The sequence below is a fragment of the Rhizobium sp. BR 315 genome (assembly GCF_050577975.1).
Classification (GTDB): Bacteria; Pseudomonadota; Alphaproteobacteria; order Rhizobiales; family Rhizobiaceae; genus Rhizobium; species Rhizobium miluonense.
Map to the genome: position 1 here is coordinate 125,850 of NZ_JARWKZ010000006.1, position 19,851 is coordinate 145,700.

The following is a 19,851-nucleotide window of genomic DNA, read 5'->3' on the forward strand; positions in this document are numbered from 1 at the left end:
CCGATGGGAGGATGTGATGGGCGTGGAAGGCATTGGCGCGCGCGTGGCGCGCAAGGAAGACAAGCGATTTCTAACAGGCAAGGGGCGCTACACCGACGACATGGTGACGCCGGGAATGAAATACGCCTATTTCGTTCGCAGCCCGCATGCGCATGCGAAGATCAAGAGCATCGATACGGCGGCGGCACTCTCCATGCCGGGCGTGATCGGCGTGCTTGAAGGCAAGCAGTTGCTGGCCGATGGTATCGGCAATTTGATCTGCGGCTGGATGATCCATTCCAAGGATGGGTCGCCGATGAATATGGGCGCGTGGCGGCCGTTGGCGGTCGACACCGTTCGCTATGTCGGCGATGCCGTCGCTATCGTCGTTGCCGATAGTCTCGGCGAGGCACGAGATGCCGCCGAGGCCGTAGCGGTCGATTATGAGGAACTACCTGCCGTCGTCGAGGCGGTGGATGCGCTGAAAGCGGGTGCGCCGCAGATCCATCCGGAAGCGGTAAACAATCTGATCTTCGACTGGGAGCTTGGCGATGCGGCCGCGACCGACAAGGCGATCGCCGAGGCCGCGCATGTCACTGAGATCGAGATCCACAATAACAGGCTTTCGCCGAATGCCATGGAGCCGCGCGCCACGCTCGGCATCTATGATGCGGCCGAAGACCACTATACCTGCTACACGACCAGCCAGAACCCACATGTGGCCCGGCTGGTCATGAGTGCCTTCTACAATGTCGCGCCGGAAAACAAACTGCGCGTCATTGCGCCCGATGTCGGCGGCGGCTTCGGCTCGAAGATCTACATCTACCCGGAAGAAATCGTCTGCTTGTGGGCGTCGAAGAAAACTGGCGTCCCGGTCAAATGGACGGCCGACCGCACCGAAGCCTTCCTGACCGATGCGCATGGCCGCGACCATCTCTCCAAGGTCAAGATGGCCTTCGATGCGCAGAACCGCATCACGGCGCTGAAGGTCGACACGATCGCCAATCTCGGCGCTTATATGTCGCTCTTTTCCTCGGCCGTGCCGACCTATCTCTATGCGACGCTGCTGTCGGGCCAATATGACATTCCGGCGATCCACGCCAATGTCCGCACGGTCTATACCAATACCGTGCCTGTTGATGCCTATCGCGGGGCAGGGCGTCCGGAAGCGACCTATCTTCTGGAGCGCACGGTGGAGACGGCCGCACGCGAACTCGGCGTCTCGCCGGCGGAGCTGAGAAGGATCAATTTCATCCGTTCCTTCCCCCACCAGACGCCTGTCATCATGAATTACGATGCCGGCGACTACGAAGCTTCGCTCAATGCCGCCATGCAGCAGGCGGACTGGAGCGGTTTTTCTGCCCGCAAGGCGGAGGCTGCCGCTCGCGGCATGAAGCGCGGCATCGGCATGAGCTGCTATATCGAAGCTTGCGGCATCGCGCCGTCCCAAGCGGTGGGTTCGCTCGGTGCCGGCGTTGGCCTGTGGGAATCGGCCGAGGTGCGGGTGAATGCGGTCGGAACCATCGAAGTGCTCACCGGCTCGCACAGCCACGGGCAGGGGCATGAGACGACCTTCGCGCAGCTCGTGGCCGACCGGCTCGGCGTCTCGATCGACAGCGTGTCCATTGTCCATGGCGATACCGACAAGGTGCAGATGGGCATGGGCACCTATGGGTCCCGCTCGGGCGCCGTCGGCATGTCCGCCGTCGTCAAGGCGCTCGACAAGGTCGAGGCGAAGGCGAAGAAGATCGCCGCTCACCTGATGGAGGCCGACGAAAGTGATATCGTCATCGAGAATGGCGAAGTGAAGGTGGTGGGCACCGACAAGGCGCTGCCGTGGTTCCAGGTGGCGCTGGCTTCCTACACGGCGCACAATCTGCCCGCCGGTATGGAACCGGGCCTGAAGGAAACTGCCTTCTACGATCCGGCGAACTTCACCTTCCCGGCTGGCTGCTACATCTGCGAAGTCGAGGTGGATCCGGAAACGGGCAAGACCGAGATCGTGCAGTTCGTTGCCGCCGACGACTTCGGTAACATCATCAATCCGATGATCGTCGAGGGGCAGGTGCATGGCGGCATCGCGCAAGGCATCGGTCAGGCGCTGCTGGAAGGCGTGCACTACGATGAGAGCGGACAGCTGCTGACGGCAAGCTTCATGGATTACACCATGCCGCGCGCCGACGATCTGCCGTCCTTCCAGCTTTCGCATCAGAACACGCCTTGCCCGAGCAATCCTCTCGGCATCAAGGGATGCGGCGAGGCGGGTGCCATCGGCTCGCCGCCGGCGCTGATGAACGCCATCACCGATGCGATCGGTAACAACACGCTAACCATGCCGGCCACCCCGCTCAAGGTGTGGGAAGCGGCGCGGGCGGCTGGCTGAGAGGAGGATAGGACAATGTACGCAACGAATTACCATCGTGCCTCCTCGGTCGACGAAGCCGTCAAGCTTCAATCGAGCGCGGAGGAAAGCAAGTATATCTCCGGCGGCATGACGCTGATCGCCACCATGAAGCAGCGCCTGGCATCGCCGAGCGATCTCGTTGATCTCCGGCATATCCCCTCGCTCAAGGGGATTCGCGTCGATGGCCGCAGGGTCACCATCGGGGCAGCGACCACCCATGCGGAGGTCGCCTCTTCGGCGGCCATCCGCGCGGTCTGTCCGGCGCTTTGCGACCTTGCCGGCATGATCGGTGATCCGCATGTGCGGCACATGGGCACAATCGGCGGTTCCGTCGCCAATAATGACCCGGCGGCGGATTACCCGTCGGCGATGCTGGCGCTGAATGCCATCATCGTCACCGACCGGCGCCAGATCGCGGCCGACGACTTCTTCAGGGGCCTGTTCGAGACGGCGCTGGAAGTGGCCGAGCTGATCACCTCCATCGCCTTCGACGCACCGGAAAGGGCTGGTTATGCGAAGTTTCCCAATCCGGCCTCGCGCTATGCGATGACGGGGGTCTTCGTGGCCAAGGGTGCGGGTGGCGTGCGTGTAGCCGTCACCGGTGCGGGTGCCGACGGCGTATTCTGCCAGGCGGATATGGAGCAGGCGCTTGCGGCGAACTGGTCGCCGGATGCCATTGCGGCCGTGGCTGTGGATTCATCGACGCTGCTGTCCGACCTGCATGCCACGGCGGAATATCGCGCCAATTTGATCAAGGTCATGGCGAAACGCGCCGTGGCTGCAGCATAGATTCGCCACGAATGAGTCCGGAGCGGCGGGGTTTACCGGCCGCTCCGGAGAGAGTGTTTCCAGCACGGTTTCGATTGTCAATTTGGCGTGAATGCGTATTCTTGTCTGGAATTGTTCAAAGTTAGGGGCCATTTGCCGCAGCGGGCGCGAAAGCAATGCAGAGGGGTTGACGTGCGAACCGGCATTCTCGAAAACGGTCGTACGGTACTGGAGCAGATGATGGATTTCGAAGCATTTTTTAAGGGCGAGCTGGAAGGTCTTCACAATGAGGGCCGTTACCGGATCTTCGCAGATCTCGAACGCCGCCGTGGCAATTTCCCCCGCGCAATCCGGCATACGCCCAATGGTCCTCAGGAAGTGACCGTCTGGTGCTCCAACGACTATCTCGGCATGGGCCAGCATCCGAACGTGATCGAGGCGATGAAGCAAGCGATCGATCACTGTGGCGCGGGTGCGGGAGGCACCCGGAATATTTCTGGCACCAACCACTACCATGTTCTGCTCGAGCAAGAACTCGCCGATCTGCACGGCAAGGAATCCGCGCTGATCTTCACGTCGGGCTATATCTCCAACTGGGCGACGCTCGGCACGCTCGGCGCGCGCATTCCCGGCCTTATCATCTTCTCGGATGCGCTCAACCATGCGTCGATGATCGAAGGCATTCGCTATGCGAAGTGCGACAAGGTCATCTGGAAGCACAACGACCTGCATGATCTCGAAGCCAAGCTGAAGGCGGCTGATCCCAAGGCGCCGAAGCTGATCGCTTTCGAATCCGTCTATTCCATGGATGGCGACATCGCCCCTATCAAGGAAATCTGTGATCTCGCCGACAAGTATGGCGCGATGACCTATCTCGACGAAGTGCATGCCGTCGGCATGTACGGGCCGCGCGGCGGCGGCATCGCCGAGCGCGAAGGCTTGATGGATCGCCTGACGGTTATCGAAGGCACGCTCGGCAAGGCATTCGGCGTCATGGGCGGCTACATCGCTGCTTCGACTGCGCTCTGCGATTTCGTCCGGTCGTTTGCGTCCGGCTTCATCTTCACGACATCGCTGCCGCCGGCTTTGGCTGCGGGCGCGGTCGCCTCCATCCAGCATCTGAAGGTCAGCCAGTTCGAACGCATGCGCCATCAGGATCGCGTGCGCAAGCTGCGCGCCCAGCTCGATGCGGCTGGCATTCCGCATATGCCGAACCCGAGCCACGTCGTACCTGTGATGGTCGGCGATGCGGCCAAGTGCAAGTGGATTTCGGATCTGTTGCTCGACGCCGGCGTCTATGTTCAGCCGATCAACTATCCCACTGTGCCGAAGAAGACCGAGCGCCTGCGCATCACGCCGACGCCGCTGCATTCGGACGGCGATATCGAACAGCTGGTCGGCGCGCTGCACGCCCTCTGGTCGCGCTGTGCGCTGGCTCGCGCGGTCGCGTAAGAGGCGAGTCTGTCGAAAAATTGAAATGCTCTTCATTGCGGAATATCGGCAAGCAGCCGATTTCCGCAATGATTTTTTGTGTCAATGTTAGCCGCGGCTTCCCAAGGCCAGGCGGCATGCGAGGCACGCAAAGACCGTCGCAAGCAGATATTGCGGCAGCTTCGGAATGCGCTTGACCGCCGAGAGCCGTCCTCGAATATGGCTGCCGAGCAGGATGACGGAGCCGTTCACGAGAAAGCCGATCCCATTCAAAATGGTGGCCAGCAGAGCCATTTGCGCGATCATCGAGCCGTTGGGATCGACGAACTGCGGGAGGAGGGCGAGCACGAACAAGGCCATCTTCGGGTTGAGGATATTGGTTGCGAGGCCCTCGGTGAAGATGCGCCTGCCCGAAAGCCGCTTGAGCCCGGCCGAGGGCGCGAAGGCGGATCCCTGGGAGCGGAGCGTCTTGACGGCCAGATAGAGCAGATAGGCGCAGCCGGCCCAACGCACGATTTCATAGGCAATTGGCACGGTCAGAAACAGCCGCGACAGACCAAGCGCTGCGGCCATGGCGTGACAATAGGTTCCGAGCGCTATGCCGGCATAGGTGAGGAAGCCGGCGGAGCGGCCCTGGCTGACGCTGCGCGAGGCGATGAGGAGCATGTCGGGGCCGGGGGTGGCGGTGAGCACCAATGCAGCGGCGGCAAATAGAATGATGGTGGAGAAGTCCGGCATCTTGATTCCCTTGAAAGTGAGGCCGGAATTCCTCTCTAGCATCATTGCCGGGAATGGCAACATCTGAGATTAGTCGGTAAGTATATACTTACCGACTAATCTCAGAGAACGCTGATGACGATGCCAGTGAACGGCGTCTTCGCCGAAGAGGCTCAACGGTCACGATGCTTGTCGGGCCTGCAGCTGGGTGAGGGTAGCGGTTGCTCCACCGCAGGCGATCATCAGCACGCGCTCGAAACGTGTCAGCCGATCGGCATGGGCGTAGGCGACGGCCAATGCGGCGCCGCAAGCCGGTTCCACCAGGACACGATGATCGTCGAGGAAGCGCATGCAAGCATCGACGGCAGCGCGGTCATCGACGACAACGCAATCGACCGGTCTGTTTTGGGTGATCTGGAAGGCGCGTTCTGCGACCTTTCGAGCGCCTAGCGATGTCGCAATGCTGGTGATGGCGGGCAGTTCCACAGGTTTGCCGGCCTTTACGGCAGCCCCAAGCGAGGCAGCGCCTTCCGTTTCGGCGGCGATGATCGGAACATTTTGAAGGCCGTTGCGGTCGAGCCCTTCCGAGACGCCGGCCAGAAGCCCGCCGCCGCCGACTGAAAGAACGACCGCGTCGAACGGCACACCGGCCCTGACGACCTCGTCGATCATCGTCGCGTGGCCTGTCCAGAGGAGCGGATCATCGAAGGGGTGGATGAATGCCGTTTCCGCATCGACAGCCTGCAGCGCGCGTTCGTTTGCCTCCTGCCAGGATGCACCATGCACGAAAACCTCGGCACCTTCCTGGCGGATCAGCGATTTCGCCCGGTCCGACGTCGTCTCGGGAACGAAGACGGATACGGGGATCGAAAGGCGACGTCCGGCGTAGGCCACCGCAATGCCGGCATTGCCGCCGGAAGAGGATACGAAGCGCCGCTTTCCGTTTCTGGCATGATGTTCGCATGCCGCACCGATGCCCCGGATCTTGAAGGAGCCGGGCGGCTGAAGCGCATCCATTTTTAGCCAGATGGAGCGTCCTGACGCCTGACTTAGCGGTCGGGATTCGAGAAGCGGCGTTTCGAGATGCAGCGGCATGGAATGATCTATCCGGAGGGTGTTGTCGGCGATGGGGTTTAGGCCGCTTTTTCCCGCTGGGCGACTAGTACGGCGGCACGACTGCGTGCTTCTGCATCCGCAGCAAAGACGGCTTCCATGGTTTCGGCGCGGCCGGTCGCAATCATCTCGTCCATCACAGCTTCGGCGATATCGGCCATCTCCAGAAAGCCGATGCGGCCATCCACGAAGGCGTGGAAGGCGATTTCTTCGGCGGCATTCATGATCGCCCCCTGCAGGCCGCCGCGCTCCAGCGCGGTGCGGGCAAGGCGCAATGCCGGGAAACGAATCTCGTCCGGTGCTTCGAAGTCAAGTCGGGCGAGCTTGGCGAAATCCAGCCGGTCGACGCTGAGCTTGGTGCGGGCGGGGTAGGTGAGCGCATAGCCGATGGCGGTGCGCATGTCGGGACAGCCGAGCTGCGCCAGCACCGAGCCGTCCGTATAGCCGACCATCGAGTGAATGACGGATTGCGGGTGCACCACAACTTCGATCTGATCCGGCCGCACATTGAACAGGTGCTTGGCCTCGATCATTTCCAGCGCCTTGTTGAACATCGAGGCGCTGCCGATGGAGATCTTGAAGCCCATCGACCAGTTGGGATGGGCGCGGGCGATGGCGGGCGTGACATTGGCCATCTGCTCGCGCGTCCAGGTGCGGAAAGGGCCGCCGGAAGCAGTCAGGATAATGCGCTCCACCGCGTGCTGCTGGTCCTCTTCCAACGCCTGAAAAATGGCGCTGTGTTCGCTATCGACCGGGATCAACCGGCCGCCGCCTTCGGCAACGGCGCGCACGAAGAGATCGCCGGCGGAAACGAGGCATTCCTTGTTGGCGAGCGCAATATCGGCGCCGCGACGGGCGGCCGCCAGCGTCGGCGCAAGGCCGGCCGTGCCAACGATCGCCGCCATCACCCAATCCGCGGGCATCGAGGCGGCTTCGATCAAGGCGCTCTTGCCCGCGCCGGCCGCAATGCCTGACCCGGCCAAGGAATCCTTCAAATCCTGATAGCGCTCTTCATTGGCGGTGACGGCGAAAGTGGCGCCGCAGGCCTTGGCCTGCTCGGCCAGCAGGCCGATATTGTCATGCCCGGTGATCGCCGCGATGTCGAAGGCGTCACGTCCGCCCAGCTGGGCAATGACGTCAAGTGTATTCTGGCCGATAGAGCCGGTCGAACCCAATATCGTCAGGCGACGACGCGCCTTGCTGCCGGTGTTCATTCAGGTATCCGCATTTGCTGCTGTTCTCCAAGGCTCTACAGGGGATTGCCTGGAGCGGCAAGTCCGCCGTTGCGCGGGCGCGCCCAGGCGCCGCGGTGCAGCGAGGCTGAACTCACTGATTTGACGATATTTTCGCTCCCTGTTGAACCAAATGCGAAGTGCTGCGTTTTCCGACCACTCGGATGCGGAGAGTGATGAATGGTTTTTAAGGTAGCGACGTTTCACGGCACGGAACTCTCTTTGGAAAGCGAACAGGCAAGGCGCTCCGCCCTGGAGTCCGCCGTTGCCAATGCGCTCGCCGTGGCCGGCGGTATCGATGCTTCCGATGTCATGGTGACTGCCGCGGGCCAGGAAATCCGCCTGGATGGCTCGGTGGCGACACTGCAGGAGGTTAAGCGGGCAACGGCGGTCGCCGAATCCATTCCCGGTGTCCGGCTGGTCAGGAACAGGATCGCGGTGGGCTGATCTGAGGGCTTTCAGCCCATAGTCATCCTGCGACCGATACGGATTTGCGTAGCATCGCAGTTTTGAGGTAAGCGCATGAGAACGTTCATGATGGCCGTCGCCCTGCTGGGCATCGTTTCGGCCGCAACGGGCGCGTCCGCGCAAAATCATCTCGCCACATTCCGCGAAATCGCCGCCGGCCCGCTGCCGCTTCAGCCTTCAAGGCAATGGCGCAAGGGCACCGGCTGCCGGTTTGGATTCATGGAAAGACCGTCGAATCCCTGGGCCATGAGGTCATGTTCGGGGGAGAGAAAGTCTATGTGATGAGCGTCTGCAAGCAGCATGATTGCGGCGCCGAGCAGATCGCCGTCATGTACGATCCCGGCAAAAAGATCATATATGGCCTGCTGCTGCTTGCCGATCCCGAGACCAGAGCGGAAAGGCTGACATGGATGAACCTCGGCGCCGGCAATGTATCGATCGATGGCAGGACCATTCTCTACGCGGCACTGACCGGCAGCCTGGGGAACCCTCCGGATGGGTTTGATTATAAATAAGCTGATGGAGAGAAAGCCAGTTTGATCATGGCGAATGGTGATCTCGACGCGATTCGAACGCGTGACCCCCAGATTAGGAATCTGGTGCTCTATCCTGCTGAGCTACGAGACCACTCGGGATGATCCATACAAAAGCAAAGCCAGGAAGCCAAGCCCTTTTACGTCCTCGGGACAATTCGCTTTTGCTGTGCCGTGCGCCCTTATGTGGCGCACGGGTATGGGCGGCGGCGTTCAGGCGTTGAGGCGCTGTTCGGCGAGCCGCACCCAGTAGGAAATGCCGTGGGCGATGGCTTCGTCGTTGAAGTCGTAGGCCGGGTTGTGCAGGCCGGCGGTGTCGCCGTTGCCGACGAAGATGAAGGCGCCGGGGCGGGCGTTCAACATGTAGGAGAAATCCTCGCCGCCCATCATCGGGTCGATATCAGCTATGACGTTGCCGGCGCCGGCGATCTCCTCGGCGACCGCGATCGCATGGTCGGTCTCGTCGGCATGGTTGAAGGTGACCGGGTAGTTGCGCTGGAACTCGATCTCCACCCCGGCGCCGTGGCTTGCGGCGATGCCGGAGACGATCTGCTTGAAGCGCTGTTCGGCGAGATCGCGCATCTCGGGATCGAGCGTGCGTATGGTGCCGGTGAAGCGCGCATCGTTCGGGATGACGTTATGCGCGTTGCCGGCATTGAACGTGGTGACGGAGACGACGACGGATTTCAGCGGATTGGCGCTGCGCGAGGCGATGAGCTGCAGGTTGGAGATGATCTGCGCGCCGATCGCGATCGGGTCGATCGTATTGTGCGGCATGGCGGCGTGGCCGCCGACACCCTTGATGGAGATGGTGAATTCGTCCGTCGCCGCCATGATCGGACCCTTGCGGATGGCGAAGTGGCCGACGGGAAGGCCTGGCATATTGTGCATGCCGTAGACTTCCGCGATTTCGAAGCGCTCCATCATGCCGTCCTTGACCATGGCGTCGCCGCCGGCACCGCCTTCCTCGGCCGGCTGGAAGATGACGGCGATATTGCCGTTGAAATTGCGGTTTTCAGCGAGATATTTCGCCGCGCCCAAGAGCATGGCGGTGTGGCCGTCATGGCCGCAGGCATGCATCTTGCCGGGGGTTTCGGAAGCATAGGGCTTGCCGGTGATCTCGGTCAGCGGCAGGGCGTCCATATCGGCGCGCAGGCCGACCGTGCGCCCTTCGCCCTTGCCGCGGATCAGGCCGACGACGCCGGTGCGGCCGATGCCGGTCACCACCTCGTCGACCCCGAAGGAGCGCAGCTTCTCGGCCACGAAGGCGGCAGTATTGTCAACCGCATAGAGGAGCTCCGGATGGGCATGGATATGGCGGCGCCACTCGGTCACTTCGCCCTGGAGTTCTGCGGCTCTGTTCAAGATCGGCATGCTGATTTTCCTGCTGCTCAATATTCGTTCTGGTTCAACTTTCAGGTCGGTCGCACAGCCTCGGCCCGTTTGTCGCGGCCTTTGCGGCGTGCCACCGGCAAATAAAGTCGTCAATCGCCTTTGCCTTCTCCTAGCCATATAGGTTAAATAGACGAAGCTTTCGAGAAAATTCCGGACCTCTGAAGGATAGATCGTGCCGACGAAGCAGAATCGTTTGTATGCCGCCATGCGGCTTGTCCCTGTGGCCGCAGCAGCATCCATGCTTTTTCTGTCGACCGCGCAGACGGCCGGAGCCAATCCGCATATTCTCGTCGATGTCAGCACCGGGCGCGTGCTCGACCAGCAGGAGGCGTTTCGCCGCTGGTATCCCGCCTCGCTGACCAAGCTGATGACGACCTACGTCACCTTCCGTGCACTCCAGTCCGGCCAGATCAAGCTCGATACGCCCGTCGTGATGACGAAGCTCTCCGCTGGGCAGCCGCCGGCGAAGATGTACTTCAAGCCCGGTCAGAAGCTGACGCTCGACAATGCGTTGAAGATGATGCTGGTCAAATCGGCAAACGATCTTGCCATGGCCGTCGCCGAGACCGTGGGCGGCTCGCAACAGGGCTTCGTGGCGCGGATGAACGCGGAAGCGGCCCGCCTCGGCATGCGCGACTCGCATTTCATCAACCCGAACGGCCTTCCCGGCAAGGGGCAATATACGACGGCGCGCGACCTTGCGATCCTCAGCGTGGCGCTGCGCCGCGAGTTCCCGCAATATGCCGGCTATTTCTCGATGGAGGGCTTCACCAACGGCGTGAAGCAGGTGCCGAACATCAATATGCTCATTGGGCGCTTCGACGGCGCCGACGGCATGAAGACCGGCTTCATCTGCGCGTCCGGTTTCAACCAGATCGCATCGGCGACCCGCAACGGCCGTACGCTGATCTCGGTCGTTCTTGGAACCGACAGCCTGGCGGCCCGCGCCGACGATTCCGCCAATTTCCTGGAAAAGGGCTTCCAGAACCAGCTTTCCGGCAGCGAAACGCTGGCGACCCTGCGGCCCGGTGCGCCGTTGTCGAATGAGGTCGCCGATGTCACCGCCGACATCTGCAGCGCCAAGGGTGCGCATGCGCGCAGCGAAACCCGCGATCCCTTCGGCCGCACAAAGGTGCAGTCGCCCTATATTCACGAAATGGATCATGAGCCCAATTTCATCTATGCCGGCCTGATCGGCGGCCAGGACGTCGCGACCGCCGTCAAGGGCGATAAGGACGACGCCACGGCCAATGGCGATAAGGCCAGCAAGGGCGACAAGATCGCCGTCTCCGGCCGGGCGGCCAATGTGCCGATCCCGATCCCGCGTCCCACTTTCTAATATCGGATTGGAATCATGAGCGTTTCGCAGCAAAGAGTGCCGGTTGCCATCCTGACCGGTTTCCTCGGTGCGGGTAAATCGACCCTGCTCAATCGCATCCTCAAGGATGAGGCGATGCGCGATGCGGCCGTCATCATCAACGAATTCGGCGATGTCGGCATCGATCATCTGCTGGTGGAAAGCTCCGGCGATTCCATCATCGAGCTTTCCGACGGCTGCCTGTGCTGCACGGTGCGCGGCGAGCTGGTGGATACGCTGGCAAACCTCATGGATGCCATGCAGACCGGCCGTATCCGGCCGCTGAAACGCGTCGTCATCGAAACGACAGGTCTTGCCGATCCGGCTCCCGTCATGCAGTCGATCATGGGCAACCCGATCATCGCCACCAATTTCGATCTGGATGGCGTCATCACGGTGGTCGATGCGGTCAATGGCTTGCAGACGCTCGACAATCATGAAGAGGCGCGCAAGCAGGTGGCCGTCGCCGATCGCCTGATCGTTTCCAAGACGGCAATTGCCGGCGCGGTGCCGGAAGCGCAGCTCGAGAGCCGGTTGAGGGCGCTCAATCCGCGCGCGCAGATCATGAACGCCGACAGCGACGAGGCGGGCCGGGCGGCCATTCTCATCAACGGCCTCTATGATCCGGCTTCCAAGATCGCCGATGTCGGCCGCTGGCTGCGGGACGAGCTGGAGGCGGACGACGATCATCACCATCACCATGATGACCACGATCATGATCACCATCACGGCGATCACGGCCATCATCATCACCATCATGGGAACCACCACGGCCATCGGCATCAGCACGCCCACGACGTCACTCGCCATGACGGATCGATCCGGTCCTTCTCGATCGTCGAGACGCAGCCCATCGATCCGGTGGCGCTGGAAATGTTCATCGATCTCCTCCGTTCGGCGCATGGCGAAAAGCTCCTGCGCATGAAGGCGATCGTTGCCGTGTCGGATCGGCCGGAGCGTCCCGTCGTGCTTCATGGCGTGCAGAACATCTTCCATCCGCCGGTGCGGCTGCCGGCATGGCCAGACCCCGAAGACCGGCGCACGCGCATGGTGATCATCACCAAGGATCTGCCAGAGGATTTCGTGAAGGGCTTGTTCGATGCCTTCCTCAGCAAGCCGCGCGTCGATACGCCTGATAGAGCGGCACTGCAGGACAATCCGCTCGCCGTGCCGGGGATGAGGTTTTAGAGCATTTCCACTTTTCTTCGAATCGTGAAAATGCCCTACCTCCTTGTTTCTTTACGCATTCCGGACGGAAAACCGCTGCGCACTTTTCCTGAAATTGCTTCGCTCTGATGAGGCCAAGCAACCCTCGAACCACGAGGATGGCCCCGATCGTCACCCTCTCCGGATCACGAAGCGATGGCCGCTGTCCGTCTTCTCGCTGGCGAGAAGCGTGTGGCCCTTTTCATTGCAGAGATGCGGGATGTCGATCACCGCGAGAGGGTCGGTCGTTTCCACGGCCAAAGTCGCGCCGCTCGGCATGCCGCGCAGGCGCTTTTCCGTCTTGATCGCCGGATAGGGGCACTTCAGTCCGCGCAGATCGTAGATCTCGGCGTCGGGATTATTCACTCTTGGCCCAGAACTTCCAGAATGGCGGCTTCTTCGGCGGCTCGGTCTGTGCTGTCTCGACAGCCGGGTTCTGCGCATAAGCGAGCGGATTGACGACGGGGCCGGAATTCATCGGGTTCGCCATCGGGATCGGGACATTTGCCGGAACGTTGGCCGCGACCAGCGGGCCGCCGGCTTGCTGTGCAGCGGCACTGGGGGCGGCATTCGCCAGGCGGATGCTTGCCGTCGTCGTCGGGCTGGCCACGGTGCCGCCGCGAGCGACCTGCTGTGCCAACTGGTTGGACATCATCGACTCGAGATCGGCGACCTTCATCATCTTGCCGGCAGCAAGCGCGGTGCCGGTCGGCGCATAGGCAATATCGTGGCCCTTGCGCTGCTTGGCGACGACGGCCTTGCGCTCGGCCTCGCTCGGATCGTACCAGGCCATGCCGTCAAACTTCTTCGTGGCCGTGGCATAGTCTGCCTGATACTGCTTATCGTAAGTTGCAAGCGCTGTCTGCAGGGCGGGCGGGGTCGTCATGACAGGGCATTTGCCGCTGGCGTTGAACGGGCCGCTGGCCTGCTGGTTGAATACGTATTTCTTCTCGCAGACCTCGACTTCGGGCGGCCGCTTGGTGACTTCGAAATTGTCGTAGCCGACCTTCAGCATCTTCCAGAATTCGATATTGGGGCTGAGACGGTGCTTCCACATGTTTTCCGCGGTCATGCGGAAGGGGAAGGCCTCCAGCTGAACTGCCTTCTGGCCGCCCTTGAAGGCGTCGCGCGCGAAGGCATAGATTTCCAGCACTTGCTGATCAGTCATCGAATAGCAGCCCGACGACGAGCAGGCGCCGTGGATCATCAGATTGTTGCCGGTACGGCCGTTGGCGGCGTCGTAGCGGTTCGGGAAACCGGTATTGATGGCGAGATAGTATTTCGAATTCGGGTTCAGGTTGGCCGGCGTCAGCATGTAGAAGCCTTCCGGCGCTTGCCGGTCGCCTTCCTTGACCTTCGGGCCGAGACGGCCGGACCAGGCGCAGATGCTATAACTCGCGATGACTTCGAAACGGTTGTTCTGGTTCGCCTTCAGGACCTCCATCGCGCCTTCTTCCTTGAAGATGCGGATCATGATCGGTGAATTGCGATCCATGCCCTTCTTCGCCATGTCGGCGAGGATATGGCTGGGGAGAGGTTGCTCGACCTTGTTCTTGACCTTCGACAGATCAACCGACGCAGTGTCCAACGCGTCATTGCAGCCGGCAAGTGCCAGCGCCATCAGGGAAACATAAGCAAGGTGACGGATGCGCATTCTGACTTAGCCCATAAATGCGAAGAGCGGCAGCTCGATCTGTTTCGCCACTCCCCTCGAAGCATGAAACGGAATCATAGACGGCTTATACTTGAAAATTCCTTACCAGCCTATGACGCGCCTGAGGCACGCCGGCAAGTTTTTCTTTGCCATAACGCTTCGATAACAGGAATGTGGCCAAGATTTGGCCTCATTCCCATTTTTGCAATGATATTTTCAAGCTGCAGTCTAGAGATTGCGGCCGATATTGAGGAACTTCTGGCGGCGGTCAGTGCGCAGTTGTTCGCCCGAACGGCTAGAAAGCTCGCTGAGCGCGTTCGCAATAATGTCGCCGGTTGCAGCGATCACGGTCTGCGGATCGCGATGTGCGCCGCCGAGCGGTTCCGGAATGATACCATCGATGACGCCGAGGCTCTTCAGGTCGTCGGCGGTGATCTTCATATTCGTCGCGGCTTCCTTGGCGCGGGTTGAATCGCGCCACAGGATCGAGGCCGCGCCTTCGGGCGAAATCACGCTGTAGATCGAATGTTCGAGCATATAGACGCGGTTGCCGGTGGCGATCGCGATGGCGCCGCCGGAGCCGCCTTCGCCGATGATGACGGAGACGATCGGAACCTTGAGGGCAAGGCTGATTTCGGTCGAGCGGGCAATCGCTTCTGCCTGACCGCGCTCTTCGGCTCCGACGCCGGGATAGGCGCCTGCGGTATCGACCAGCGTGATCACCGGAAGCTGGAAACGGTCAGCCATTTCCATGATGCGGATTGCCTTGCGGTAGCCTTCCGGCCGGGCGCTGCCGAAATTATGCTTCAAGCGGCTCTTGGTGTCGTTGCCCTTCTCCTGGCCGATAATGGCGACGGGCTGGCCACGGAAGCGGGCAAAGCCCGCCTGGATGGCGGCGTCCTCGGAGAACTTGCGGTCGCCGGCCAGCGGGGTGAACTCCGTCAGCAGCGCACTGGCGTAGTCGACGAAATGCGGCCGCTGCGGATGGCGGGCGACCTGCGTCTTCTGCCAGGCATTGAGCTTGGAATAGATGTCGGCCGTCGCCTCGCGGACGCGGATTTCGAGCCGCGTCACTTCGTCGGAAGTGTCGATGCTCTCATCTTCGCTCGCCAGTTTCTTGAGCTCGTGAATCTTGCCTTCGAGATCCGAGATGGGCTTTTCGAAGTCGAGATAATTGTGCATGAGGTGCGTTTCCGATCCTTTTGCGCGGGACGAGAGAAGGCGGCTTTAGCCAGTATGCCGGTCCTAATCCTGTTTTTTTGCCTGTTTGGCAAGGGGGTGATGCGTTTGCACGAGCTGATGAAGGCGTTCTTCCAGCACATGTGTATAGATTTGCGTGGTCGAAATGTCCGAATGGCCGAGTAGTTCCTGCACCACGCGCAGGTCCGCGCCGTTCGCCAGAAGGTGGCTCGCGAAGGCATGGCGCATGACGTGCGGCGAGATCATCGAAGGCGTTAGCCCGGCGCGGATGGCAAGATCCTTGAGATCGCGGGCGAAGACCTGGCGCGGCAGATAACCCTGCTGTGAGGCTGCGGGAAAGAGCCATGGGCTTTCCGGTGCCGGCTGCTTGGCGTTTGCAGCCAGTTCGGCCTGTATGCGTCCATAGGCCTTCAAGGCGGCGATGGCCGATTGCGACAGCGGCACCAGCCTTTCCTTGTTTCCCTTGCCGCGGATGATCAGAAAGCGCCCTTCATGATCGAGCACCTTGGCGGGCAGGGTAACGAGTTCGCTGACGCGCATGCCGGTGGCATAGAGCAATTCCAGCAGCACGAGCATCCGCTGGCGCTGCAGCTGGTCGGGGCCTGCGGCGGCGGCTTCGTTTTCCGCCTGTGTCAGAAGACGCGTCACTTCGTCGACGCCCATGGTCTTCGGAAGGGGGCGGCCTTTTTTCGGTGCGTCGAGGATTCCCGTGGGATCGTCCGTGCGCAAGCCTTCCGCATAAAGGAATTTGTAGAATTGCCGCATGGCGGAGAGCCGCCGCGCCTGGGACGAGGGTTTGAAACCCTGAGCCGAGAGGGAGGAAAGGTAGGCGCCGAGATCGTTCGAGCCCGCCTCGGTCAGGCGGACGCTCCGCCCGGACAGGAAGGAATGGAGATCGTCGAGATCGCGTTCATAGGATTGCAGGGTGTTGACCGCAGCACCACGCTCGGCACTCATCATCTCGAGGAAGGCTTCAAGGTGCGCCCGGCTCAGATCTCTCACGCCAGCCCTTGCGTTCATTGCTTCAACGAGCCGGTGACTGGTGGATTGCCCGTGACTGGCGGATTGATGCGCTCCGGCGGGATGCGGATGGTGATCTCGCGCGGCTGCGGATCGACGAAGAGAGCGAGCGCCCACATTGCCCCATATATCGATCCGCCGATCACCGCGCAGATGACAAGGAAGCGAAACAGGGTTGGCATTCGAACACTCTCCTCGTGCCAGTCACAGCCCTGGCGACGCAATAATCATATCCACCAAGCGTTAGCTGAAGGATATTGCAGACATGTTTACGCGGCGGCGTCTTGACGCTACCGGCGCATTTGACGATACCGTTTCCAAAGAAATTGTGAATGGGCCTATGAGTGAACAAGTCCTGACCCTTGCAGAGAACCTCAGAGACAAGGCGCGCGCCGCCCTGGGTCGGCGCAATCTTGTCCTAGTGGGGTTGATGGGAGCGGGCAAATCCTCGGTCGGCCGTTTGGTCGCGCAGCAGCTTAGCATCCCCTTTGTCGACACTGACGCCGAGATCGAGCGCGTATCGCGCATGACGATTGCGGAACTTTTTGCTGCCTATGGCGAGCAGGAGTTTCGGGCGCTGGAAACGCGCGTCATCAAGCGGCTGTTGCGCGGCGGTCCGCGCGTGGTTTCGACCGGCGGCGGCGCTTTCATTAACGAGAATACGCGGCAGCATGTCAAGCGCGGCGGTCTTTCCGTCTGGCTGAAGGCCGATATCGACGTGCTCTGGGAGCGGGTCAACAAGCGCGACACGCGTCCGCTGCTTAAGACAGAAAATCCGAAACAGACCCTCGAGAGCCTGATGAATGCGCGCTATCCGATCTATGCGGAAGCCGATCTCACGGTTCTGTCCCGCGATGTCAGCAAGGAAGTCATGGTCAAGGAAGTCCTTGCTGCCATCGTCGAGGGAAAGAAAGCAGAAAGCAAAGCCCCATGAATGCGATCACACCGGCTGCCGCAGAACGTCTCGTGCGTGTGCCTCTCGGCGAGCGCGCCTACGACATCCTGATCGGCCCCGGCCTGATCGCCAGAGCCGGGCGCGAGATCGCCGCACGGTTGAAAGGCCGCAAGGCCGCTGTGATCACCGACGAAAACGTCGCGCCGCGTTACCTGGATGCCTTGGTCGCCAGCCTCGAGGCTGCGGGCATTCAGGCAGCCAGCCTCGTTTTGCCGGCCGGAGAAAAGACCAAGAGCTTCGAGCATCTCATGACGGTCTGCGACGCGGTGCTGACCGCGCGCGTCGAGCGTAACGATGCCGTAATCGCACTCGGTGGCGGCGTCATCGGCGATCTCTCAGGCTTTGCCGCCGGCATCGTGCGTCGCGGCGTTCGCTTCGTGCAGATTCCGACGTCGCTGCTGTCGCAGGTGGATTCTTCCGTTGGCGGCAAGACCGGCATCAACACCCGTCACGGCAAGAACCTCGTCGGCGTCTTCCATCAGCCCGATCTCGTGCTGGCCGATATCGATGTGCTGAATACGCTGAGCGAGCGCGAATTCCGTGCCGGTTATGCCGAGGTCGCCAAGTATGGCCTGATCGATAAGCCGGATTTCTTCGCCTGGCTCGAGACGAACTGGAGGGATGTCTTTGCCGGCGGAGCTGCCCGCATCGAGGCGATCGCTGCGAGCTGCCAGGCGAAATCCGATGTCGTCGTCGCCGACGAACGTGAAAACGGTCCGCGTGCCCTGCTCAATCTCGGCCATACTTTCGGCCACGCGCTGGAAGCCGCCACCGCCTATGACAGCCGCAGGCTGGTGCATGGCGAGGGCGTTGCCATCGGCATGGTGCTCGCGCATGAATTTTCCGCCCGCCTCAATCTGGCAAGTCCCGATGATGCCAAGCGAGTAGAGGCGCACCTGAAGGCTGTCGGCCTGCCGACGCGGATGGGCGACATTCCCGGTGAGCTGCCGCCGGCCGAAACGCTGATGGACGCGATCGCGCAGGACAAGAAGGTCAAGAGCGGCAAGCTCACCTTCATCCTCACTCGCGGTATCGGCCAGTCCTTCGTTGCGGACGATGTGCCTTCTTCCGAAGTCCTGAGTTTCCTGAAGGAAAAACATCCCTGATGACGATCGAGGGCACGCTGGCTGTCTTGTTCGAATATTGGCCCGAGATCCTCTCGATCGTCGCGCTCGTGTTGTTGTCGGCCTTCTTTTCCGGTTCGGAAACGGCGCTTACCGCTGTTTCGCGCAGCCGCATCCATACGCTGGAGGCCAATGGCGACGAAAGTGCTGGGATCGTGCGTCGTCTGATCGAGCGCCGGGACCGGTTGATCGGCGCCCTGCTCATCGGCAACAACCTTGCGAACATTCTGGCCTCGTCGCTGGCGACCAGCGTATTTCTCGGTCTCTTTGGTAATTCCGGCGTGGCGCTGGCAACGGCGGCGATGACCGTCATCCTCGTCATCTTCGCCGAGGTGCTGCCGAAGAGCTGGGCCATTTCCACGCCTGATCGCTTTGCGCTCAATGTGGCCGGCACGGTGCGGCTCTTCGTTGCCATCGTCGGCCCGGTGTCGAGCTTCGTCAACGCCATCGTCCGCTGGATTCTCGGCATTTTCGGCATCAACCTCTCGAAAGAGGTGTCGATGCTATCGGCGCATGAGGAGCTGCGCGGTGCGGTCGATCTGCTGCACCGGGAAGGCTCGGTGGTCAAGGCCGACCGTGACCGTCTGGGCGGCGTGCTCGACCTCGGCGAGCTGGAGCTTTCCGACATCATGGTGCATCGCACGGCGATGCGCGCCATCAATGCCGACGACCAGCCCGAGGTGGTCGTGCGCGCCATTCTCGACAGCCCCTATACGCGCATGCCGCTCTGGCGCGGTTCGATCGACAACATCATCGGCGTCGTGCATGCCAAGGACCTGCTGAGGGCGCTGGCAGAGCCGAATGTCGAGCCGGAAAATCTCGACATCGTCAAGATCGCGCAGAAGCCCTGGTTCGTGCCCGACAGCACCAATCTCGAAGACCAGCTCAACGCCTTCCTGCGCCGCAAGCAGCATTTTGCCGTCGTCGTCGACGAATATGGCGAGGTGCAGGGCATCGTGACGCTGGAGGACATTCTCGAGGAGATCGTCGGCGATATTGCCGATGAGCACGATCTCGACATCCAGGGCGTGCGGCAGGAGGCCGACGGCTCGATCGTCGTCGATGGCGTCGTGCCTATCCGCGACCTGAACCGCGCGCTCGACTGGAACCTGCCGGACGAGGAGGCAACGACGATTGCCGGTCTCGTGATCCACGAATCGATGACCATCCCGGAAGAGCGGCAGGCCTTCACTTTCTACGGCAAGCGCTTCATCGTCATGAAGCGGGAGAAGAACCGCATCACCAAGCTGCGCATTCGCCCCGCCGAGACGGAAGAGACGAAGCCGCAATAGGGG

19 protein-coding genes and 1 tRNA gene are annotated in these 19,851 nt (G+C 61.4%); 10 read left to right on the forward strand and 10 right to left on the reverse strand.

The window, feature by feature from the left end; genetic code table 11:
- The first annotated feature begins 16 nt into the window (after positions 1-16).
- The 3 genes from QD409_RS09660 (at position 17) to hemA (ending at position 4,603) form a co-directional block, all read left to right on the forward strand.
- Complete coding sequence (locus QD409_RS09660; protein WP_430762546.1) at positions 17-2,362, forward strand: xanthine dehydrogenase family protein molybdopterin-binding subunit; 2,346 nt, start codon at positions 17-19, stop codon at positions 2,360-2,362.
- Positions 2,363-2,377: 15 nt separating this feature from the next.
- Complete coding sequence (locus tag QD409_RS09665; RefSeq protein WP_430762547.1) at positions 2,378-3,172, forward strand: FAD binding domain-containing protein; 795 nt, start codon at positions 2,378-2,380, stop codon at positions 3,170-3,172.
- 219 nt (positions 3,173-3,391) lie between these two features.
- The gene (gene hemA, locus QD409_RS09670) at positions 3,392-4,603 is read left to right on the forward strand and encodes a 5-aminolevulinate synthase (RefSeq protein WP_430762596.1); all 1,212 of its coding nucleotides are present in this window, start codon (positions 3,392-3,394) and stop codon (positions 4,601-4,603) included.
- An 87-nt stretch (positions 4,604-4,690) separates the two neighbouring features.
- On the opposite strand, the gene QD409_RS09675 is transcribed toward hemA, so the two are convergent.
- The 3 genes from QD409_RS09675 to dxr form a co-directional block, all read right to left on the reverse strand.
- Entirely contained in the window at positions 4,691-5,320 is a 630-nt protein-coding gene (locus tag QD409_RS09675) for a LysE family translocator (protein WP_430762548.1), read from the reverse strand.
- A 159-nt stretch (positions 5,321-5,479) separates the two neighbouring features.
- A complete protein-coding gene (locus tag QD409_RS09680; protein ID WP_430762549.1) occupies positions 5,480-6,394 on the reverse strand; it encodes a pyridoxal-phosphate dependent enzyme in 915 nt (304 codons plus the stop codon).
- Between the two features lie 38 nt (positions 6,395-6,432).
- Positions 6,433-7,626, reverse strand: coding sequence for a 1-deoxy-D-xylulose-5-phosphate reductoisomerase (gene dxr, locus QD409_RS09685; RefSeq protein WP_430762550.1), 1,194 nt, complete (start codon positions 7,624-7,626; stop codon positions 6,433-6,435).
- Between the two features lie 198 nt (positions 7,627-7,824).
- Here dxr and QD409_RS09690 point away from each other — a divergent pair, with 198 nt between their 5' ends.
- Together QD409_RS09690 and QD409_RS09695 are read left to right on the forward strand one after the other, a co-directional pair.
- Positions 7,825-8,091 (forward strand): BON domain-containing protein, encoded by a 267-nt coding sequence (locus QD409_RS09690; protein ID WP_430762551.1) that lies wholly within the window; start codon positions 7,825-7,827, stop codon positions 8,089-8,091.
- A 158-nt stretch (positions 8,092-8,249) separates the two neighbouring features.
- Positions 8,250-8,627 carry an Ivy family c-type lysozyme inhibitor gene (locus QD409_RS09695; protein ID WP_430762597.1) on the forward strand — a complete coding sequence of 126 codons (378 nt, stop codon included), beginning with the start codon at positions 8,250-8,252 and terminating at the stop codon, positions 8,625-8,627.
- A 35-nt stretch (positions 8,628-8,662) separates the two neighbouring features.
- Here the strand turns inward: QD409_RS09695 and QD409_RS09700 are convergent.
- Together QD409_RS09700 and QD409_RS09705 are read right to left on the reverse strand one after the other, a co-directional pair.
- A tRNA-Arg gene (locus QD409_RS09700) sits at positions 8,663-8,739 on the reverse strand.
- A 119-nt stretch (positions 8,740-8,858) separates the two neighbouring features.
- Entirely contained in the window at positions 8,859-10,019 is a 1,161-nt protein-coding gene (locus tag QD409_RS09705; RefSeq protein WP_092853669.1) for a M20 aminoacylase family protein, read from the reverse strand.
- 193 nt (positions 10,020-10,212) lie between these two features.
- Here QD409_RS09705 and QD409_RS09710 point away from each other — a divergent pair, with 193 nt between their 5' ends.
- Both QD409_RS09710 and QD409_RS09715 read left to right on the forward strand, forming a co-directional pair.
- On the forward strand, positions 10,213-11,379 hold the full coding sequence (locus QD409_RS09710; RefSeq protein ID WP_430762552.1) for a D-alanyl-D-alanine carboxypeptidase family protein: 1,167 nt from the start codon (positions 10,213-10,215) through the stop codon (positions 11,377-11,379).
- 15 nt (positions 11,380-11,394) lie between these two features.
- Complete coding sequence (locus QD409_RS09715) at positions 11,395-12,585, forward strand: CobW family GTP-binding protein (protein ID WP_430762553.1); 1,191 nt, start codon at positions 11,395-11,397, stop codon at positions 12,583-12,585.
- Positions 12,586-12,735: 150 nt separating this feature from the next.
- On the opposite strand, the gene QD409_RS09720 is transcribed toward QD409_RS09715, so the two are convergent.
- The 5 genes from QD409_RS09720 to QD409_RS09740 form a co-directional block, all read right to left on the reverse strand.
- Complete coding sequence (locus QD409_RS09720) at positions 12,736-12,969, reverse strand: sulfurtransferase TusA family protein (RefSeq protein ID WP_092853674.1); 234 nt, start codon at positions 12,967-12,969, stop codon at positions 12,736-12,738.
- On the reverse strand, positions 12,962-14,257 hold the full coding sequence (locus QD409_RS09725) for a L,D-transpeptidase family protein (RefSeq protein ID WP_430762554.1): 1,296 nt from the start codon (positions 14,255-14,257) through the stop codon (positions 12,962-12,964). The genes QD409_RS09720 and QD409_RS09725 overlap by 8 nt, the downstream gene beginning before the upstream one ends.
- A gap of 228 nt (positions 14,258-14,485) precedes the next feature.
- Positions 14,486-15,439, reverse strand: coding sequence for an acetyl-CoA carboxylase carboxyltransferase subunit alpha (locus tag QD409_RS09730; protein ID WP_092853678.1), 954 nt, complete (start codon positions 15,437-15,439; stop codon positions 14,486-14,488).
- Between the two features lie 63 nt (positions 15,440-15,502).
- A complete protein-coding gene (gene xerD, locus QD409_RS09735) occupies positions 15,503-16,459 on the reverse strand; it encodes a site-specific tyrosine recombinase XerD (RefSeq protein WP_092853773.1) in 957 nt (318 codons plus the stop codon).
- 14 nt (positions 16,460-16,473) lie between these two features.
- Positions 16,474-16,659: a hypothetical protein gene (locus tag QD409_RS09740; RefSeq protein ID WP_092853680.1), complete on the reverse strand. Its 186-nt coding sequence runs from the start codon at positions 16,657-16,659 to the stop codon at positions 16,474-16,476.
- A 158-nt stretch (positions 16,660-16,817) separates the two neighbouring features.
- On the opposite strand from QD409_RS09740, the gene QD409_RS09745 reads away from it, so the two are divergent.
- From QD409_RS09745 to QD409_RS09755, 3 genes are read left to right on the forward strand one after another with little or no spacing between them, the layout of a single operon-like run.
- Positions 16,818-17,411, forward strand: a complete 594-nt coding sequence (locus QD409_RS09745; RefSeq protein ID WP_092853775.1) for a shikimate kinase — start codon at positions 16,818-16,820, stop codon at positions 17,409-17,411.
- Positions 17,408-18,538, forward strand: a complete 1,131-nt coding sequence (aroB, locus tag QD409_RS09750; protein WP_092853682.1) for a 3-dehydroquinate synthase — start codon at positions 17,408-17,410, stop codon at positions 18,536-18,538. The genes QD409_RS09745 and aroB overlap by 4 nt, the downstream gene beginning before the upstream one ends.
- A complete protein-coding gene (locus QD409_RS09755) occupies positions 18,538-19,848 on the forward strand; it encodes an HlyC/CorC family transporter (protein WP_092853684.1) in 1,311 nt (436 codons plus the stop codon). The genes aroB and QD409_RS09755 overlap by 1 nt, the downstream gene beginning before the upstream one ends.
- The last annotated feature ends 3 nt before the right edge of the window (positions 19,849-19,851 follow it).

Excerpts from the sequence above, each read along its gene's own strand:
- QD409_RS09680 (WP_430762549.1), bottom strand. The coding sequence starts at position 6,394 with ATGCCGCTGCATCTCGAAACGCCGCTTCTCGAATCCCGACCGCTAAGT.
- QD409_RS09675 (WP_430762548.1), bottom strand. The coding sequence starts at position 5,320 with ATGCCGGACTTCTCCACCATCATTCTATTTGCCGCCGCTGCATTGGTG.
- hemA (WP_430762596.1), top strand. The coding sequence starts at position 3,392 with ATGGATTTCGAAGCATTTTTTAAGGGCGAGCTGGAAGGTCTTCACAAT.
- QD409_RS09690 (WP_430762551.1), top strand. The coding sequence starts at position 7,825 with ATGGTTTTTAAGGTAGCGACGTTTCACGGCACGGAACTCTCTTTGGAA.
- aroB (WP_092853682.1), top strand. The coding sequence starts at position 17,408 with ATGAATGCGATCACACCGGCTGCCGCAGAACGTCTCGTGCGTGTGCCT.
- QD409_RS09740 (WP_092853680.1), bottom strand. The coding sequence starts at position 16,659 with ATGCCAACCCTGTTTCGCTTCCTTGTCATCTGCGCGGTGATCGGCGGA.
- QD409_RS09665 (WP_430762547.1), top strand. The coding sequence starts at position 2,378 with ATGTACGCAACGAATTACCATCGTGCCTCCTCGGTCGACGAAGCCGTC.
- dxr (WP_430762550.1), bottom strand. The coding sequence starts at position 7,626 with ATGAACACCGGCAGCAAGGCGCGTCGTCGCCTGACGATATTGGGTTCG.
- QD409_RS09745 (WP_092853775.1), top strand. The coding sequence starts at position 16,818 with ATGAGTGAACAAGTCCTGACCCTTGCAGAGAACCTCAGAGACAAGGCG.
- QD409_RS09660 (WP_430762546.1), top strand. The coding sequence starts at position 17 with ATGGGCGTGGAAGGCATTGGCGCGCGCGTGGCGCGCAAGGAAGACAAG.
- QD409_RS09755 (WP_092853684.1), top strand. The coding sequence starts at position 18,538 with ATGACGATCGAGGGCACGCTGGCTGTCTTGTTCGAATATTGGCCCGAG.
- QD409_RS09715 (WP_430762553.1), top strand. The coding sequence starts at position 11,395 with ATGAGCGTTTCGCAGCAAAGAGTGCCGGTTGCCATCCTGACCGGTTTC.
- QD409_RS09725 (WP_430762554.1), bottom strand. The coding sequence starts at position 14,257 with ATGCGCATCCGTCACCTTGCTTATGTTTCCCTGATGGCGCTGGCACTT.
- QD409_RS09730 (WP_092853678.1), bottom strand. The coding sequence starts at position 15,439 with ATGCACAATTATCTCGACTTCGAAAAGCCCATCTCGGATCTCGAAGGC.
- QD409_RS09705 (WP_092853669.1), bottom strand. The coding sequence starts at position 10,019 with ATGCCGATCTTGAACAGAGCCGCAGAACTCCAGGGCGAAGTGACCGAG.